Origin of the sequence: Desulfosediminicola flagellatus (genome assembly GCF_005116655.2) — a bacterium.
GTDB lineage: Bacteria > Desulfobacterota > Desulfobulbia > Desulfobulbales > Desulfocapsaceae > Desulfopila > Desulfopila flagellata.
The window spans coordinates 3,942,773-3,958,605 of the sequence record NZ_CP050698.1; the positions used below are offsets into that span (position 1 = coordinate 3,942,773).

The window sequence follows — 15,833 nt, forward strand, 5'->3', positions numbered from 1 at the left end:
GTCAAGTTGTGAAACAAGAGCTCAGTCCGGCAAACTCATGAAACAGATCGTGTTGTTTGCTGGTTTATTGCAATCTCTCAGACAGGATTTCAGCAATATCCTTGGGTTTCATCGCTCCTTCAACACCAGCACTTTTTATGCCGTCCTCAAACATTGTCAGACAAAACGGACAATTGGATAACAGTACTTCAGTCTCTGTCTCAACAGCCATTTCAACCCTTTTCACATTCATTCTTTCTCCAAGCTTCTCCTCTGCCAGAATGCGCCCTCCTCCAGCACTGCAGCAAAAAGCTTCTGCCCTGTTCTTATCCATTTCCGTCACCTTTCCACCCGCTGTTCTGATGAGAGATCTGGGAACTTCATAGATGTCATTATGACGTCCCAGATAGCAGGAATCATGATAGGTGCAGGAAAACTCATCTATTGTCACCTTAAGACTGCCGTTTTTAAGAAGTCCTTCAAGGTATGTTGTGTAATGCAGGACCTCGATCGTAAGACCCAGCTCACGGTAGTCTTTATTCAGTGTATTAAAACAGTGTGGGCAGGTCGTGATGATTTTTTTCGGGGTATAGGAATTGATCAGTTCAACATTCTCTGCGGCAAGACTCTGATACAGATATTCGTTACCCATCTTCCGTATCGGTTCACCACAACACTTCTCCTCTTTGCCGAGTATTCCTACCGTTACACCTGCAGCTTTGCACAGCTGTATAAAACTTTTGGCAACCGCAATATTGCGTTTATCAAAAGATGCATAGCAACCGACGAAATAGAGGATGTCGACGTCTTGATTCTCCGCCATACTTTGTACACCCAACTCCTCTGCCCAGTCGCCGCGGGTCGCATAACCCATGCCCAGAGGATTACCATTCACCTCTGTCTGCTCCATGGCAGCCATGACCTCATCGCCGGGGAACTCACCTTCCATGAGCACCATATTTCTGCGCATCTCAACAATCTTCGGCACATGCTCAATTGCCGCAGGGCAAATTTCCTGGCATGCTCTACAGGTCGTGCATGACCATAGAGCATCCTTGCCGATGGTATCGATAAGTTTGGCTTCCGGACTATCGAAGGCAATTCTCCCTAGCTGATCCACTACCTTCATAGGCGACAATGGTTTATCGGTAGCGTAAGCCGGACATCTGTCCTGACATCGTTTACACAAGGTACAGGCGTCGGTATCAAAAATGTCTTTCCAGGTAAGATCGCCAATAGTCGCGGCCCCGAAGCTCTCTGCATCTTCGTCTTCAAGATCGAGTGAGACAAGCCGCCCTTTAGGGCCTCTATCAGCAAAAAAGTAATTTGCGCTGGTTGTAAAAATGTGGCGGAATTTGCCAAAAGGGATGCTCACGATAAAACCCATGACAAGAAGCAAGTGAAACCACCAACTCAGTCTATGAATTTCACGTAGAATATCCTCTCCCAGGTCCGCCATCAACCATGCCACCAGATAGCCAACAGGTGACCAGTTGGCAAGCGGTGTGCCCATTTCCGTAACCGCCATCCTGCAACCTTCAATAACAAAGCCGGTGATTAGAATAGTTACCATCAACCCATGCATCACCGCGTCGTCAAGACTGGTAATAAGCCCATCAGAAGGAAAAAAATACCGTCTTACAAACAGTCCGCAAAGCATTACCAGCGCAACCAGACCGGCAAGATCAAGTACCAGAGAAAAGAGTATATAGAACGTACCTTTCAGAAATTTTATACCGAAAAGTAAATCAGTAAAATCGGCTTGAACGACTATCAGGGCAGTGCCGATCACTAGCAGGAAAAATCCCCAGAAGAAAAGGCCGTGGAGGAGGCCGGGCATGGTAACACCAGTTACTTTCTTCTGCAGCATAACGTTCTGCAGCATAAACAGAAAACGATCAGGCCAGGAATCAGTTCGCTCAACCGTTCCGCCCTGCCTGTACACCTTGATACGAGCAGTGAAAGCCTTCACTACAATCGCAACTGCTGCAATCACCAAGAGATACATAGGGAGTAATGTGGACATTCCGTGGCCGACATTCCAGTATATTTCTCGCGTAAATTCCATTTGATACTCCAGCGTCAATTTCAGAAATTTTTAATCTTGTATCACACTATATCTATTCGTAATATCCGTCCCCACTACAGCCTCGGCAGCATTTACATCCTCAATCGTCTCAGCATTACGAGCGGCCTGTACCCGCTTCTGGAGAAGCATCAACGCCCCGGCTATGAAGATACCCGTGATAGCATTGGCGTTACACAACTCACTCACACTCCAGTTCCTGCTCAACATATAGCCACCTGTCAGGGGAGCGAGCATAGCCCCCACCTTTGCAATCGCATAGGTCCAGCCGATTCCGGTAGCTCGTATATCGGATGGATATGACAGAGTCGCAACTGCCAGCGTTCCTGCCTGGCTGCCGTTTATGCACATTCCGCAAATTACAGACAAAATGGCAATTACAAGAAAAGAACTACTCGCACCGGCACCAAAAGCTACAAGGCTGATTGCACCGAGGATGAATCCGACCTGCAACACTTTGAAAGGATTTCTTTTATCCAGTAAACGACCGATAAATATGGATGAGACAAAGGCCCCTAGTGAAATACATGCGTATGCAAGGCTGTATTGCTGTACTGTGGCACCGCTGTTGCGCAATAATGTTGGTGCCCAGGTAATGAGTATCCACAACATATAAAGAGCGGAACTACAAATCAGCCACAGCAACAGCGTCGTCACGCCCCGGCCTTCCGTAAAGAGACGTTTGACAGCACCGTCTGATTTCATGGTATCTTCAACCACAAAAGCTACATTGTCTATATCCGCCAGCTCTGGCTGTATCTTAGAAGCAATGTTTTTTACCCGGCGAGTATCCCCGGCACGCCCCCTTCGAACCAGAAACTCCAATGATTCAGGGAGTAGTACGGCAACGATAGCAGCGATAAATAGTGGCGCAACTCCACCGAAATAAAAGAGAGATTGCCAGCCGAAATGCGGTATGAGATATGCCGCCAACAGGCCACCCATCATCGCTCCCGCAGGCATTCCCGCATACATTGATGCAACAATCATCGCACGGAAACGTTTAGGTGCGTATTCAGAGCCAAGAGTCAAGGCATTTGGCACCGCCCCACCCAGACCGATTCCGGCAAGAAAACGACAGGCAGCCAGTTCTTCAGGAGTTGTTACATATACAGTGAGAAAGGTGAACAAGCCAAAACTGACTGCAGATATGAAGAGCATCCACTTGCGTCCCCAACGATCGGCAAGCATACCTAAAACAATAGCACCGACAAGCGGACCGAACTGACCGGCACTGAGAGCCAACCCCAATGCTTTCGGTTCAGAAGCTAAATGCTCGGCCAGCTTCGGCAAGGCGACACCAATAACCGTTAGATCAAACCCGTCGAGAAACGTGACAAGGAAACAGATGGAACACACCAGATACTGGTAGAAGGTAAAGCCATTCTTTTCAAACACACTGCTTACATGCATTGTCCTGTTCATCGTCATTACTTCCCTCCTGTTCGTAATCCGATCACCACGAGTGATTATTACTGTTCAGAGTATGAATTTTGCAACACAAACAATATGTTATTGTTGCAAACTATAAGCGATGTAACCTAAGAATTGAAATCTTTTGGGAAGCGATTCACTGGCTGCTATGACTGTAAGTCGCAATGCAGCACCTCACAGTCGTGCTACGGTAGTCAGAGAATTCAGTCTCGACACCGCAGCTTCATTTTAACCACATTAAAGCTTCTTTGTAGCTGCAATGTAAATCAATGTAGATTATAATGTCAAGAGAAAGGCAACCTGGCGGCAATTTTTCCATATCGGTTTTCAGCTAACAGTTATGAGAATTGCTTTTGTAAAATTCATTGCACAGATTTAATAAGAAGAGTAGACCTCTGGCGATCGACGTAACGAAACTTTAACAAATTAACGACATCAGCATAAAGAATATCTTTTTGATATTATTAGATATACTTTTTGTACCTTGTGTTTTTCCTTTGAATATTTTACAGACTATGTCACCCCGAATTCAACAACTGACAGAAATGAGCTGGGTAGAAATTGAAGCCCTGGATAAAGACAAAACAGTTATCTTGCTGCCCATCAGCCCTATAGAAGAACACGGTCCCCACCTGCCGGTAGGTACAGATATATTCGGCGCACATGATATTGCCCAACTGGCTGCAATAAATGTTGTCGAAAAAAATTCTACCCTGCAACCAATCCTGAGTCCCACGATCCCTCTTGGCTGCGCACCAATCACAGCGGACTTTCCGGGAACCATTTCAATACGCGGAAAAACCCTCTACAACCTGCTTGTTGACTTCTGTTCCGGACTGGCAGATAGCGGTTTTAAATATATTGTTATTGTCAATCATCATCTTGACTCCATGCACCTGAAAGCAATACTTGAAGCCATTGAGACTGTTTGCGAGCGCTACGGAATTAAGATGATAGAAACAGCAGGACGAATTCTCTATTCCAGGATGCCTTTAGATGAAATCACTAAAAGCGAGGAGATGGGTTTGTCTATGAAGACCGAAATACATGCTGATGTTCGGGAAACATCATTTATACAATACAAATATCCACACCTGATCAAACAGGATCTTGAGGAGCTGCCCTCAGTACATATTGATATCAGGGATGGGTTGAAAAAAGGTCTTAAAACGTTCAAAGCCATGGGTGCCGGTCAGGGGTATATCGGCACACCAGCGCGTGCTACAAAAGCGCTAGGAAAAATTCATCTGGAAGAGCAGGCGGAAATAACAGCTGAAATGATCATACAACTGATATCAGGCCAGCCCTTACCAGAGATGAGCCCGGGTATTCTAAAATACTTAAAAGAAAGCATTCAACTGTAGCTTTCTTTTAAGAAAATCCTGATATCAACCTAAGTCATGTTTCAGGTTGATATAATTACTTCTTTCAAAACCCATAGTCTTGAAGAACGAGAGGAGATCGGTTGAATCCCAGGGAACAGAGGTATATACTGTTGAAATGCCGCGTGCTTTGTAGAACATGAAAACTTCCTTGGTCATTCCCGCTCCGATGCCCTGATCCATGAATTTGGGATGTACGCCCATCGTTGCCACATAGGCGCAATCTTCTGATCCAAACCCAAAAGGAAGGATGTAACTGATCATGAAGCCGATAATCTTACCATCGAGTTCGGCGACGAAATGACCATCTTCCATACCTATGGATTGAGCCCTCTCCAAAACCATCCGTTTGAAATCGGCGTCAACCCCTTTGTTTGTAAGAAGACTGTAAATTTCACAGATATCGTCAACATCCCCTGCTTTCCATCTCCTGATGGAAACATTGTTCTGATCAAAATCCATTCTGTTTCCTGTCCGATTAATCTATTCTAATAATTTTGACTTGATGTCCAACCCAATCAGGCGGTAGATAGATCCTGCCGCTGTTACCACTGGACCGGACAGTTTTCTCAAGCATCTCCTCGCCGTAAACTTCGAATTTCACCTTAGTATGGGCAACATTCGATTCGCCAGCAGGTTCACTGGTAACTTCATCATTGTGTTTATCTTTCACTTTTCTGTCCATTGCTGCTTTCCAATCAGCAACCCCATCCCTTACCAGATGTAAACTGTTACATAATAGGGATCAGGATTCCCAGTATCTATACTGTTAACATATATCACTTTTCTGTGAATTCCAATCATTTAGCCTTTAACCTAACATACTTAACTGGGGGAAATCCAGAAATATTACAATCACTGAACTTTCTATCACGACAACCGCATCAAAAACTGAATCAATGCCCCCCCAATCAAATTTTCTTCTTAACTATTCAGCAGCACCCCATCTGACCATGATCTGATCACTTTGCATACTGATATCAAATTCTACGCTTATCTGCCAAATCGAGCCGTTTATGTCCATATGGTGCATCACTGACCAGTTATAGATCTCGAAACTGGCTAATTTCATGCCATTCGCTGACGAGTTACTTTTCTTCTTGACTTCATTGTAGCTACAATGTAACTTTTAGCTATGTTGCAGCTACATAACATCTATTTTGTAATCATCATGGCTCTGGGCATTTGAATCGAGAACTTCAAGAAAGCACGCATACACATCGAGAGGATACACATGGAAAGATGGCAAAATGTAGAACGCGTTCCAGCTCCCGCAATAATCCCAACCTACGGACCACTTTCGGGAATGAGGGTTTTGTTGACAGGTAGTGTTGTTGCTGCACCTTTTGCGGCAAGCTTACTGGCAGAATATGGAGCTGAGGTTATTCATGTCGAGCGGCCGAAAGTAGGAGACCCCTATCGTGGGCAATCCCCTATCATCATGAGAGGCAGTAGCGACAAAGAGCCTTTCGTAATTGCCGGGCCGGAGATCCCTGCTGACCAGAAAGTCAGTACAGCCTGGATACAGGAAGGCAGAAACAAACTGAGCCTGACCCTTGAAGTAAACATGAAAATTCCTGAAGCCAGAGAAATCTTCCTAAGCCTGATCAAAAATTGCGATGTCTGGATGGAAAACATGGTCTGGACCGAAAAACTCGGAATCACGGATGGCATGTTGTTCGAGGTTAATCCCAAACTGGTTATCGCCCACGTCAGTGGTTTTGGCAGACCTCAATTCGGCGGAGTACCTGAGGAGTGTGATCGACCATCGTACGATCCTATCGGCCAGGCTGAAGGCGGCTATATGTTTGTTAATGGTTTTCCTGAACCGAGCCCACCGTCCCATGCCAGTTCATTCATCAATGACTACCTGACAGCCTCATTTTGTGTAAATGCTATTCTCATGGCATTCAGACATGCAGAAAAAACCGGTGAAGGTCAATCAGTTGATGTTGCTCAGATAGAATCAATGAGCAAAGTTTTAAATGATGCTTTTGTAAATTACTTTCAGCTTGGCATAGTCAGGCAGCGCGCCGGAAACAGAGTACCTATTTTCCAGCCAGGCAATCTTTTCAAAACTCAAGACGGTTACCTCTACCTTGGTGCTTTCGGACCGGCGGTCTATAACCGTGCGCTAACGGCAATGGGTATAGATACGGAAAAATTCCCCCATGCAGAGGCAGGTAGTTCAAGAGAAGCAATCAACTCAGAAATTGGTCTTCAGCTCAACGCCGAGATCGAAAACTGGATGACATCCAGAACTTCGGAGGAAGGAGCGCAGCAATTGAAAAAGAACAAGGTCCCCTGCGCTATTCCTAAGACGATCGAAGATCTGGCAGCCAGTAAGCATTACCAGGAACGTGGTAATTTTATAGAATACACCGATCAAACTCTCGGCAAAACAGTCAAGGGTTTCGGTTTTGGTCCAAAGATGAGCAGAACAAGTCCTGATGTATGGCGCGGAGCACCAACACTAGGCCAGGATACAGAAGCGATCCTCAGTAAGGTTGCCGGTTATAGTAAAAGTGAAATTGAGAATTTCAAGGGTAAAGGTGTCATCGATTAACCCGTAATTTCATATTGAATCCATCACAGGGGTGCCTTCCCGAAGGCACCCTGGACCTCAGTTAATTACATCTTAATTCAATGCATTCCGACACTACACCCAAACTCAAAGCGATCCCATTTAATTGTGACTCCTACATTGTAAACGGGATCAGCCTGAGCTTTTTGGATAGTGGTGGCGAAAAGCCACCCTTGCATTTTTATCATGCCAACGGCTTTCCTGTCAGCGTCTACCTCCCTTTATTGATAAAGCTCACCAAGCATTTTAGAGTTGTTGGCTTAAGCATACGAGGCCAGGATTCTCAAACTGCCGGAAACACATCCTGGCATCGGATTGCTGATGATTTAATTGGCTTTTTAGATGCGAAACAGCTAAGCCCGGTGTTAGGTGTCGGTCATAGCGTCGGCGGCGTAACAACAATGATCGCCGCTGCTAAAAGGCCGGATCTGTTTTCCAAAATCATCCTGATTGATCCAGTCATTCATCCTTACAACTCGTTGTTATCACAGGCTGTGATGCGAGTGTTAGGAAAAAAAAGTCGCTTTATGCTGGCACGGTTGGCAAGGGCACGCAGACGCCATTGGGCTAACAGGGAGGAAGTTTATAACTATTTCAAAGGTAAAAGCCTCTTTAAGCGCTTCAACGACGAATATTTACGATCATATGTGACCTATGGCGTCAGACCTTCGGCTTCTGGCGGCATGGAACTCTTATGTCCACCGGAGGCTGAAGCGCGAACTTTTGAAAATTATCCTCTTGATGTCTGGTTCTGGGTACAACGACTGAAAACACATGCACTCATCTTACGAGGCGAATACTCAGAAGTATTAACCGATGATTCGGTTAATCGATTTTGTCGCAAAACCACCTCTGCAGAATCCTGCCTGGTGCAAGGTGCAGGCCACCTCATTCCGATGGAAAAACCTGAAGAGGTTATTGCAATTATCAATGCTAATTGACGGAACTTTGGCATTCGATTCAAACTAAATAAACAACCGACCTCAGAGGGGCCGGTTTTGGATTACGCCTGAAATGGGATAAAATGCTCTCCCTCTAATAGAGGCAAAGGGCGTTGTCCCCTATATTTTTCAAAACAGTCGACCCTGCTGTTGATCTCAAGCGTCCTAGTTAGCCTCATGTTGAAAATACTTTTCAACATGAGGCATCAAGCCTTACAGTATCGACACAATATCCTCTGCGATAAAGACTTGTCACGTTTCCTTGAAATCACATATAAAAAAGATTCTGACAGACTTGAAAAAGAAGATATAGAAACAATAAATAACACTTTTTTTACTACAGATATAAGAACGATCTTGCCAACTAAAGAAGTCAGGTAGATAAGGTTTCGCTCTAAACCAGCTTCAAAATCATCAGAGGGGCTGTCACTTGGGTTGGTTGTATTGTAGATATTACTCAATTTTAAAACACGCAAGAAGAATTGAAGCAGTTGAAGGGCATTTTGCCGTTATGCTCTTTTTGTAAAAAAATACGAGATGACAAAGGGTGTTGGACTCAAATTGATCATTATATTGCAGAGCATGCAGAAGCTGACATTAGCCAGAGTATCTGCCCGGAATGTATGCAATATAAATATCCAGAGGTTGATTAAAAACTGAAAGCTGAAGCGCGCTGATCACCTCACTGCCAGGGTTCTGGGCTATCTATTTTTAAAATGAAATTTTCAGTAAACAAAACACGAGTTATCGTCTAATCAGTTACCCTTTAGGCTTACCTATTAAGTTTGAAGATAGTCAGCCTCCATTATGGCCATGAACTCCAACAGATAAACACCTGTAAAGATGAGACTTTCATCCTCAGTTGAATGTTCGCCGTATGACGTAACATATCAAGAGCAACCAATGAATATACCGTAACGTCAACTACCTATGCAATTCAAGGTAAACAGCTTCTGCAAGATTTTCTTTAGTATACGGTTTGTTAAGGAGTTTGCCTGCGCCTAACTGAAGAGTCGTTTTGACATCATCACTCTCTGAAAAACCACTTATTATTATTGCTTTTATGCCCGGATGAATCTTCATTACCTGCTCATAGGTCTGTCTGCCATTCAGCCCCGCACCCATAACCATATCCAGCAACAGGAGGTCAACACGTTGTTTCTTTAAAAATTCTATCGCCTCCTCCCCTGAGGAAACAGAATAAGGTGTATAACCGAAAGACTTCAAAAATTGAGTTGCAATGTCACGCTGCTGCAACTCATCATCCACAATCAGCACAGTCTCTCCCTGCCCTCGATATGCTTTCTGTGACAACTCTACTTCCGGCAATGCAGCCTCCCTCTTAGTGCAGGGAAAATAGAGGGTGAAGACCGTTCCACTCTCTCCGGCGCTAACTCCCAACCCGCCATTGTGATCCTGAACAACATTCCAGACTACGGCAAGACCAAGCCCGGTACCGCTCCTACCCAGCTCTTTTTTTGAATAGAACGGTTCAAAAATATGTTCCAGCTCATAGGCAGGGATTCCCTTACCAGAATCATGAACTGAAAGGACTGAATAGACACCTTTTCTTATTTTCCCATATGGTGTTTCCAGTATGTCAATATCCTCGACACTGGTAGCTAGTGTAATGTTGCCAATACCGGACATTGCCTCCACGCCGTTTACAACCAGATTCATAAGGCACTTTCTGATATGGATAATTGAACAGGAAATATTGTGTAAATGAGGATCCAGTTCCAGCGAATAGGTAAAATCAGGATATTGCTCCTGGAGATTTTTAAACTCCGGCGATGCCACATATTCGTGTATCAGGTCATTTAGATTAGCAACAGATCTTGGTGCGGCGACACCTCGCGCCACCATCAGGAGATCTGCAACAACCTCAGCGGCGCGCAACCCTGCATCCTTCATTGGTTTGATATATTTATGCAACGGACTGTCTTCGGGCAGCTGGTGTTGCATCAACTCCGGATAATTAATCAAACCCGACAGGATATTGTTCAAATCATGTGCGACGCCACCCGCCATCATGCCAATGGATTTCATTTTCCGATCACGATTCAGCTGTTCTTCAAGGGCCAATCGCTCTGTAATGTCAACCATAACTATTCGTGCACCGGTCACAGTATCGTTTCTTAGAATAGCTGCGGCTTTGATAAGAACCGAAAAGCTACTTCCGTCACTGGCATGCACTGTATATTCATTTTTCTCCTGCTCCCTGCCTGAAGTGATTGATTCTAAATCAATCACGTCCTTTTCAGCCGGTTTCATATCAAGCAGATCAAAAAAATTATGAACTGAAGTGCTGAGGTCTGCAAGACCAAAACGATTTATGGCAATTGCATTGGCAAAAACAATAGTACCCTCCGCATCTGTTTCAAATACCATTTCAGGAAGTAAATTCACCAGTTCATGATATCGTTTAGTGCGTTCAAACACCTGTTGTTTGAGGAGTCTTCTATTAATAGAAAGATAAATGATAAAAATCGCTGTGAGAACAAGAAAAAACTGGAGAAAAAAGGCGGTTATTAATGGATAGATATCTCTAACTAATTTCTGACCATGGATCAGCCCTATAATCTCGCCATGATAAACAATGGGAGCAGAATGATTTCTCACCTGAATTATCTTTAATCGGGCAAGAACGCTATCAATGTCTGAAAGGCTGGAATGCCCATCTACCAAAATTGATATGTTCTTGCCAATTATCACTCCTATCTCTTTGTAATATTCTGTTTTTTGAACAAGCTGCAGATAGGATCTCATGCCGGTTGTATCAAGATTCCATGCATCATAGGATATAATTTCAGCATGAATCCTGATCTGTTCAGCATCATTCTCGCGGTTTGTATGCCAATACCAATAGGCAAAACTACCATATATTACGAAGAACAGCAGTACCCCTAAACTGATCAACTGTTTCTTTTTACCGTAGAAAGTCATGACAATGGCGTCTCACATACGTTAGGTTCAGGCTAAGACAAAATCGCTATTCTCAAACTCTTCGGAATTTTCAAAAAATAATGCTGCAGGTAAGCGAAGATTCCGATATCAATTATATGGCTGTGCGTATTTTTTTAGAAAATGTCTCAATTTTGACTAAAATTCCTATTCTTTGACAGCCTCCTAGGCTGAAAATGCCTTATAACGAGTATTTTTTTACTATTTCCTGATATTTTTTAGTCTTCTTAAACTTCTTTAACGCGCGTGCAAATTTGGTATGGAGTTCTCCATTTCCCGAAACTCTAGAGAAACCTATATACAATAATTCATTGTTGATATGAGGTGACAAAAAACGAATTTCTTCAGCTACCGCCTGTTTTTCAGCATAGTATTCGATCACGCTTCGATTCCCGACACCTACATCAAAGCGACCGTATACCAGCATCTGTATCAGATGCTCTTCATTCGAAGTGGGTACTTTTATAAACGCCGAATAATTATCAAATTTTTCGCCATAACTGTAGCTATCAACCACGCCGATCGTGTACGAGTTGAGGCTTTCATAGTCGCCTGAAAAATTGATATTTCGCCTTTTTAGCGTGAAAAACGAATTTGTCTCTTGAGCAATATCCAGATTATCGAAATAGAGATAAGCCTCGCGTTCAATTGTTCTAAACAACGGCATAACCGCGTCAACATCCCCCTGTTTAGCATTGGCCAACATCCGTTTCCAGGGGAATGCCTGATAGCTGATATTCAGATCAATCGTAGTTGCCACCTGATTGACTACTTCAACACAAAAGCCTGTTACCTCACCATTTTCTTCAAAATAGTACGGTGGATACCCAGTACTTACACCAACCGTTATCTTCTGGGCAGCATGACAAACCTGCCCAGTTCCTGTAAACACAATTGAAACAAGCAATGCAATATACACACACGTTTTCATGTGATGAGCTCTCTTGCATAGTAAAAAAAACAGAAGCCTTTCTCAGAAAGCCCTGTCTTCAATCTGAGTTTCACAATTTCCAGCAGACTTCTCAACAACCCAATCGAAAGATCAACTAACACCTGTTGAGATATCATGGAATATCTGCAAATTTGTAACAGTTTTTCCCTTGCTCCTTCGCCGCATACATTGCATTATCAGCAGCATGAATGAGTGAGGTCATCTCAACGTCGCTGTCTCCTAAAGCGATACCGATTGATGCTGACACATCAACCTCACCATCTACAATATCAAAGTGAAGATGCAACTGGTCGAGAATTGTCTCAGCTATCTGGCCGATCTCAAATCTATCTTCTGCATCCAAAAGCAGGACGACGAATTCATCTCCCCCATAACGCCCAACGGTATCACTTTCACGCACAGCTCCTTTTAAGCGGCTTGCAACCTCCACAAGAAGCTGATCTCCGGCGATATGCCCAAGGCGGTCATTGATTATTTTGAACCCATCAAGATCAATAAACAGTAGAGCAACGCCCTTCTTACTCCGTTTACTCAGCTGCAGAGCTTTATTCAATCTGTCCATAAAGAGGCTGCGATTTACAAGACCGGTAAGAGAATCATGCGTTGCCATATATCGAAATTTTCTTTCCAGCGCCCTTCTCTCATTCATTTCCGCATGGAGCGCAGAGGTTCGCTGCTCAACGCGTTCCTCCAGGTTTGATCGGGCATCTTCAACCTGATGAGCCATATCATTAAAACTCGAACAGAGTTGCGTTAACTCTAGGACAGCAGATTCTTCACTGATTTTTGCGCGCATTCCAGGTGAGCTGGTAGCTAAGCGTTCAGCAGCCTTGACGGTAGAGAGGATTGGCCTGCTTATAACTCTGGAGAGCCACCTGCCGATGAGCATTGAAAACAAAAAACCAAGAGTACAAACAACAAGAGCTACCTTTCGTACCACTGCTGCACGTTCTACAAGCTCGGATAGCGGCTGCGGGATCATTACCCCCCAACCGGTTGACGGCACGAATGAATATCCCGCTACCATATCTGCTTTCATTGCCGGAGAATAAAACTGAATGACACCGGTTTTACCACGCATCATCTCCTTAGCTGGCGGTAGGATAGAGATATCTTTCATTGTAGCCTGCCATTCTGGTTTCGGGTGAGCTATCAAATGACCTTTATGATCGATAATCGCAGCATGCCCCTTCTTTCCAAAGGTTACTGCCCGCTGCACTTCGATGATATAGTTCGTCGAGAGATTACCCAACACTCCCCGCCCCTCGCCGTCCTGCCAGTACAAATAGATGCAGGGAGAACCGGAACGACTCGGCAGCACACCGGTTATCTTAATATTACCGACCTCGCGCCATTGCTCATTTTTGAGCAGATCCGGAACACCCATTTCCGGTATCTGGTCACTACTCCCATAATGGTATGTATCGACCTGTCCAGAACTATCAACTCCTACCAATAGTGTTATACCTATACTTTCGAGAAGATACACATGGGCTGCAGCCAATTCATAGTCAAGATGAGTACTGATATCAACCATCACAGCTTCAATATCTATTGAATACCTGCTCAGCGCACCTGTGAGATTGCGTGCAAGTAAAAGATGACGTTCACGCACTGAGTTCCTTTCCTGAGCAAACGCATTCTGCTGTATCCAAATGGCAAGAAAGACCACAGGTACAAGAGCAGAAAAAGCGAACATCCAAAAAAGAGCTGTTCTTAGCTTGATCTTCATCATAGAAAAAAACACCAGCGTGACTACAATTCAATATGAATATATATCTGAATTCAATCGATTAAAACGTGGCGAGGGAATTGAAAATTCAACTGAATAGTAGATATTACCGTAATCCAATAAAAGATCCGCTCCACCGTTCATAGTATTATACGTATTTTTCAAGCTTTTATATAAATATATTCAGGTTCTGAGGTCACCCAAGAAAACTCTGGTAACCCATTTGGGGCCTTACACACAACCTGCAAGTCAAGCAAACAGCCATTGTAACGGGCGATTCGCAAACTACCAGTGACACCGTTTCACCTCAAAATCACTAAGACTCTTTTGAGAGTTACGTTTTTCCACACAGATACGTTTACTGAATTTACTATATGATTCAAACATCTTACACGTCACCAGTAAAAAACAATCGATCTTACATTTATGTGCTTACTACCAAAAGCCTTTAATCATGTAGATAATTAACAGCTATGCAACACGAACAGCCATATTCTTGCCAACCAGTCTCACAGTTGACAAAAACTCTGACATCAGTTTCTGTTGCATGTATTATTTGAATCCAGCAGTGTATAGAAAAGCGAAAGAGATGATCGCCTATGTGAAGATCGATTGTCCAAGACAGAATCAGGCAATTTTTGCCCAAAAACATGTAATCAGGCTATCGATACCAGCCGGGTCAACACGGAAATGCCGAAGTGCCCGGGATACATCATACGAAGAGTGAAATTATGACAGATACGACTATGGCAAACAAGATAACTGAAATAAAAATTGTGTGGGAATACATAGTTAAAGCAGAACACCTCGATCAATTCGTTCAGACGTATTCTCCTGATGGCGAATGGTCTAAACTGTTTAAAAAGCACCAAGGGTATATAAAAACAGAATTAATCCAGGATACATCTCTCAACAACAGGTTTATTACCATAGATCACTGGGATTCATTACTCGCATACTCTGACATGAAAAATCGAAGCCGAAAAGAATATAGAGCTCTTGATGAAACCTTTGAGAAATTCATTGTAGACGAAAACTACATTGGTATCTTCCAGATAGTATAATACCATTTATCCCGACCAACACAAAAGCCATGCGGATGGACGAAAATAATAGCGAAATCAAATAGTAGACTTCAGGCATTCTGTGACCCATCAACCCCACCCTAGCTGAAAAACGAATCCTTAAAATGATAAAGAATTTCGAATATAAAATTCCACTTGAACTAAAAAAAAGTTACGAGTTGATTTTGGAAAGTGGTAATGAATTAGCCAATTGGGAGCTAGTGAGTTCAAACGAGCAAGCAGGCATCATTGAATGGAAGCAAAAATTCTGGTTAGGATTGGCGATATCAAGAATCAAAGTCTATTTAAAAGAACCTCGTCCCCAAAATACCTTAGTTACCATTTATATTTCTCCACCTCTTCAGATTTTTGATCCTGCAAATATGTGTGAGCGTATATATAAGAAATTGGAACTCAAGCTCAACAACACGACAGTTCATCATCTATAAATACTAGGAGACAGTATGGATATCATCAAAATCATTTGTGCAATTATATTTCCACCAGTTGCAGCCTTCCTTCAAGTAGGCTTCGGAAAACATTTTTGGATAAACATTCTTTTAACACTGCTGGGAATTCTTCCTGGTATTGTTCATGCTGTCTGGATCATCGTGAAAAAGAAGCAGTAGTTTGGTTTAAAAAGGTCAAAAAAAATCCCTCTGTTCCTTTCAAACACAGAGGGATTTTGCATTCAACCAAAACGTACATATTCTAA

At 43.4% G+C, this 15,833-nt stretch carries 14 protein-coding genes; 6 read left to right on the forward strand and 8 right to left on the reverse strand.

Annotated elements, in window-relative coordinates:
* Window positions 1-64: 64 nt before the first annotated feature.
* The gene (locus FCL46_RS16275) at window positions 65-2,047 is read right to left on the reverse strand and encodes a heterodisulfide reductase-related iron-sulfur binding cluster (RefSeq protein ID WP_136806575.1); all 1,983 of its coding nucleotides are present in this window, start codon (window positions 2,045-2,047) and stop codon (window positions 65-67) included.
* A gap of 30 nt (window positions 2,048-2,077) precedes the next feature.
* Window positions 2,078-3,496: an MFS transporter gene (locus FCL46_RS16280; protein ID WP_136806574.1), complete on the reverse strand. Its 1,419-nt coding sequence runs from the start codon at window positions 3,494-3,496 to the stop codon at window positions 2,078-2,080.
* Window positions 3,497-4,014: 518 nt separating this feature from the next.
* Here FCL46_RS16280 and FCL46_RS16285 point away from each other — a divergent pair.
* On the forward strand, window positions 4,015-4,863 hold the full coding sequence (locus FCL46_RS16285; RefSeq protein ID WP_136806573.1) for a creatininase family protein: 849 nt from the start codon (window positions 4,015-4,017) through the stop codon (window positions 4,861-4,863).
* 24 nt (window positions 4,864-4,887) lie between these two features.
* Here the strand turns inward: FCL46_RS16285 and FCL46_RS16290 are convergent, their stop codons facing one another.
* From FCL46_RS16290 to FCL46_RS16300, 3 genes are all read right to left on the reverse strand, one after another.
* Window positions 4,888-5,343 carry a GNAT family N-acetyltransferase gene (locus FCL46_RS16290; RefSeq protein WP_136806572.1) on the reverse strand — a complete coding sequence of 152 codons (456 nt, stop codon included), beginning with the start codon at window positions 5,341-5,343 and terminating at the stop codon, window positions 4,888-4,890.
* 16 nt (window positions 5,344-5,359) lie between these two features.
* The gene (locus FCL46_RS16295; protein WP_136806571.1) at window positions 5,360-5,566 is read right to left on the reverse strand and encodes a DUF2080 family transposase-associated protein; all 207 of its coding nucleotides are present in this window, start codon (window positions 5,564-5,566) and stop codon (window positions 5,360-5,362) included.
* Between the two features lie 243 nt (window positions 5,567-5,809).
* A complete protein-coding gene (locus FCL46_RS16300; protein ID WP_153307119.1) occupies window positions 5,810-5,953 on the reverse strand; it encodes a hypothetical protein in 144 nt (47 codons plus the stop codon).
* A gap of 162 nt (window positions 5,954-6,115) precedes the next feature.
* On the opposite strand from FCL46_RS16300, the gene FCL46_RS16305 reads away from it, so the two are divergent.
* Window positions 6,116-7,447, forward strand: coding sequence for a CaiB/BaiF CoA transferase family protein (locus FCL46_RS16305; RefSeq protein WP_136806570.1), 1,332 nt, complete (start codon window positions 6,116-6,118; stop codon window positions 7,445-7,447).
* Window positions 7,448-7,527: 80 nt separating this feature from the next.
* A complete protein-coding gene (locus FCL46_RS16310) occupies window positions 7,528-8,406 on the forward strand; it encodes an alpha/beta fold hydrolase (protein WP_136806569.1) in 879 nt (292 codons plus the stop codon).
* A gap of 924 nt (window positions 8,407-9,330) precedes the next feature.
* Here the strand turns inward: FCL46_RS16310 and FCL46_RS16315 are convergent.
* The 3 genes from FCL46_RS16315 to FCL46_RS16325 all read right to left on the reverse strand — a co-directional run bounded on the left by FCL46_RS16315 (window position 9,331) and on the right by FCL46_RS16325 (window position 14,057).
* Window positions 9,331-11,352: a hybrid sensor histidine kinase/response regulator gene (locus tag FCL46_RS16315; RefSeq protein WP_136806568.1), complete on the reverse strand. Its 2,022-nt coding sequence runs from the start codon at window positions 11,350-11,352 to the stop codon at window positions 9,331-9,333.
* A 199-nt stretch (window positions 11,353-11,551) separates the two neighbouring features.
* Window positions 11,552-12,301 (reverse strand): substrate-binding periplasmic protein, encoded by a 750-nt coding sequence (locus FCL46_RS16320; protein ID WP_136806567.1) that lies wholly within the window; start codon window positions 12,299-12,301, stop codon window positions 11,552-11,554.
* Between the two features lie 133 nt (window positions 12,302-12,434).
* Window positions 12,435-14,057, reverse strand: coding sequence for a sensor domain-containing diguanylate cyclase (locus FCL46_RS16325; protein ID WP_136806566.1), 1,623 nt, complete (start codon window positions 14,055-14,057; stop codon window positions 12,435-12,437).
* A gap of 728 nt (window positions 14,058-14,785) precedes the next feature.
* Here FCL46_RS16325 and FCL46_RS16330 point away from each other — a divergent pair.
* From FCL46_RS16330 to FCL46_RS16340, 3 genes are all read left to right on the forward strand, one after another.
* Window positions 14,786-15,118: an antibiotic biosynthesis monooxygenase family protein gene (locus FCL46_RS16330; RefSeq protein WP_136806565.1), complete on the forward strand. Its 333-nt coding sequence runs from the start codon at window positions 14,786-14,788 to the stop codon at window positions 15,116-15,118.
* 125 nt (window positions 15,119-15,243) lie between these two features.
* Window positions 15,244-15,567 carry a hypothetical protein gene (locus tag FCL46_RS16335; protein WP_136806564.1) on the forward strand — a complete coding sequence of 108 codons (324 nt, stop codon included), beginning with the start codon at window positions 15,244-15,246 and terminating at the stop codon, window positions 15,565-15,567.
* A 15-nt stretch (window positions 15,568-15,582) separates the two neighbouring features.
* A complete protein-coding gene (locus tag FCL46_RS16340) occupies window positions 15,583-15,747 on the forward strand; it encodes a YqaE/Pmp3 family membrane protein (RefSeq protein ID WP_136806563.1) in 165 nt (54 codons plus the stop codon).
* Window positions 15,748-15,833: the final 86 nt, after the last annotated feature.

Coding starts and splice junctions, on each gene's coding strand:
- FCL46_RS16275 (WP_136806575.1), bottom strand. CDS start 2,047: ATGGAATTTACGCGAGAAATATACTGGAATGTCGGCCACGGAATGTCC.
- FCL46_RS16280 (WP_136806574.1), bottom strand. CDS start 3,496: ATGACGATGAACAGGACAATGCATGTAAGCAGTGTGTTTGAAAAGAAT.
- FCL46_RS16285 (WP_136806573.1), top strand. CDS start 4,015: ATGTCACCCCGAATTCAACAACTGACAGAAATGAGCTGGGTAGAAATT.
- FCL46_RS16290 (WP_136806572.1), bottom strand. CDS start 5,343: ATGGATTTTGATCAGAACAATGTTTCCATCAGGAGATGGAAAGCAGGG.
- FCL46_RS16295 (WP_136806571.1), bottom strand. CDS start 5,566: ATGGACAGAAAAGTGAAAGATAAACACAATGATGAAGTTACCAGTGAA.
- FCL46_RS16300 (WP_153307119.1), bottom strand. CDS start 5,953: ATGAAATTAGCCAGTTTCGAGATCTATAACTGGTCAGTGATGCACCAT.
- FCL46_RS16305 (WP_136806570.1), top strand. CDS start 6,116: ATGGAAAGATGGCAAAATGTAGAACGCGTTCCAGCTCCCGCAATAATC.
- FCL46_RS16310 (WP_136806569.1), top strand. CDS start 7,528: ATGCATTCCGACACTACACCCAAACTCAAAGCGATCCCATTTAATTGT.
- FCL46_RS16315 (WP_136806568.1), bottom strand. CDS start 11,352: ATGACTTTCTACGGTAAAAAGAAACAGTTGATCAGTTTAGGGGTACTG.
- FCL46_RS16320 (WP_136806567.1), bottom strand. CDS start 12,301: ATGAAAACGTGTGTGTATATTGCATTGCTTGTTTCAATTGTGTTTACA.
- FCL46_RS16325 (WP_136806566.1), bottom strand. CDS start 14,057: ATGATGAAGATCAAGCTAAGAACAGCTCTTTTTTGGATGTTCGCTTTT.
- FCL46_RS16330 (WP_136806565.1), top strand. CDS start 14,786: ATGACAGATACGACTATGGCAAACAAGATAACTGAAATAAAAATTGTG.
- FCL46_RS16335 (WP_136806564.1), top strand. CDS start 15,244: ATGATAAAGAATTTCGAATATAAAATTCCACTTGAACTAAAAAAAAGT.
- FCL46_RS16340 (WP_136806563.1), top strand. CDS start 15,583: ATGGATATCATCAAAATCATTTGTGCAATTATATTTCCACCAGTTGCA.